This window comes from Staphylococcus sp. EG-SA-2, assembly GCF_017152085.1.
Genome location: NZ_JACYHC010000779.1, coordinates 1 through 1,412 on the forward strand (window position 1 = coordinate 1; position 1,412 = coordinate 1,412).

Sequence of the window (1,412 nt, forward strand, 5' to 3'; positions counted from 1 at the left end):
CAACTTTCACACCGTTTTGATTGCCTGTTAATTGATATAAAAGATTTAAAGTTTCAGCAATCTTTTTAGCGTTTTCCTCAGATTTAAAATCTTGTGCATAACTTGCTGAATCGGACGTTGTAAAACTTCCTGTGAAATCTTGATATACTACACGTTCTGTACCTTCTTTGTCGATTTGTACTAAAATAAACCTTTCTGTATTGTTGATAATTTCTTTTGCCATAATTAAATGACCTCCTTAAATTTTTGTATAAAAATAGTGCTAAGGATTACTCTTCCTCAGCACATTGTTGATTTTCTTTATTTTCTTGTATATACGCTTTTAACATCGCGTTTTCTTGTGTTAACCTCATAATTTCCTGTGATAAATAATGAATTGTATATTCAGGATTAGCTTGTAATCCTTGTTTGTTATCCTTCATTCTTTGACTCCTCCAATTTCTTGATTCTTAGTTGTTGTTCTTTGATAACAGGGATAAGATGAATCCATAGACGATCATACGCTATACCTTCAATTTCTCCTTTGTCATCATACGTGACAAACTCTTTTAATCCTAAATTCTCCACCTCTTCAGCAATCAAACCTACGTATCTATCAAGTTTATAGGTGTCTTCCGATAATTTTCTATCTTCTCTCAGCTCTCTAGCTAAAATTTCAGACTCAGCTTTATCAAACCACGTTCTAATAGGTAAGTTAAGAATAGCTTTTGAATGTTCCAGTTGTTCATCTCTATCGTTATATTGATTTTCGATAGATAACTTGTATTTACGCGCTGATGTCGAACGCCCAATTGTGCCAGCAGAAGTAATATGCAAATTAGCTGTGGCCGAATAAGTACGTCTATAAATTGAGTTAGAAGCTATCCTATCTCCTGCATCATCTGAACCTACAGACAGTAGGTCTGTACTCTGTATATGAATATACCTATTACCATCACGTCGTTTCAGCATATTAAATTTGCCATACCCTGCTTCGATTGTTGTATCTCCACCTGTTGCATATCGTCCATTAACAATTTGAACAAGACCTTTATTTCTTTCTTTAGAAAACCTGATACCCGCACCGTAATCATAGTTCTCATCAGAACCAAACATAATATAACCGTCACTCGAATAAGCATTATCTGCATTAGACAGCGTGAATGCAAATCGGTTTAATCCAGGCACTTTGTCTGTGTTTGGATATAAATACACCGGTGCCTGTTTGCTTTTGATATTCGATGAAGCGTAAGACTCCAGAACAACCCGATTATTATCTGACGTTAGTGCAACGACACCACCATAGGAATTGATTGTTATGCCATTCATACCGCTATCACTGTAAGTTTTATCCCACCATTGAATAGTACCGGATGAACCTCCGTCTTCGCCTTCTCCATCAATATATGTTGAAATACCAAAATGTGACATAT

Annotated in this window: 2 protein-coding genes and 1 pseudogene; all 3 read right to left on the reverse strand. The window is 35.5% G+C overall.

The genetic code is table 11. From position 1 onward, the window contains the following. A partial coding sequence (locus IDG60_RS14090) for a hypothetical protein (protein ID WP_206160818.1) occupies nucleotides 1-223 on the reverse strand: 223 nt, incomplete at its 3' end. A gap of 46 nt (nucleotides 224-269) precedes the next feature. Next, nucleotides 270-422 (reverse strand): hypothetical protein, encoded by a 153-nt coding sequence (locus IDG60_RS14095; RefSeq protein WP_000654329.1) that lies wholly within the window; start codon nucleotides 420-422, stop codon nucleotides 270-272. After that, nucleotides 412-1,412 (reverse strand): annotated as a pseudogene (locus IDG60_RS14100) (phage tail spike protein); the annotation flags it as partial. The gene IDG60_RS14095 and the pseudogene IDG60_RS14100, both read right to left, overlap by 11 nt.

Excerpts from the sequence above, each read along its gene's own strand:
- IDG60_RS14095 (WP_000654329.1), bottom strand. The coding sequence starts at position 422 with ATGAAGGATAACAAACAAGGATTACAAGCTAATCCTGAATATACAATT.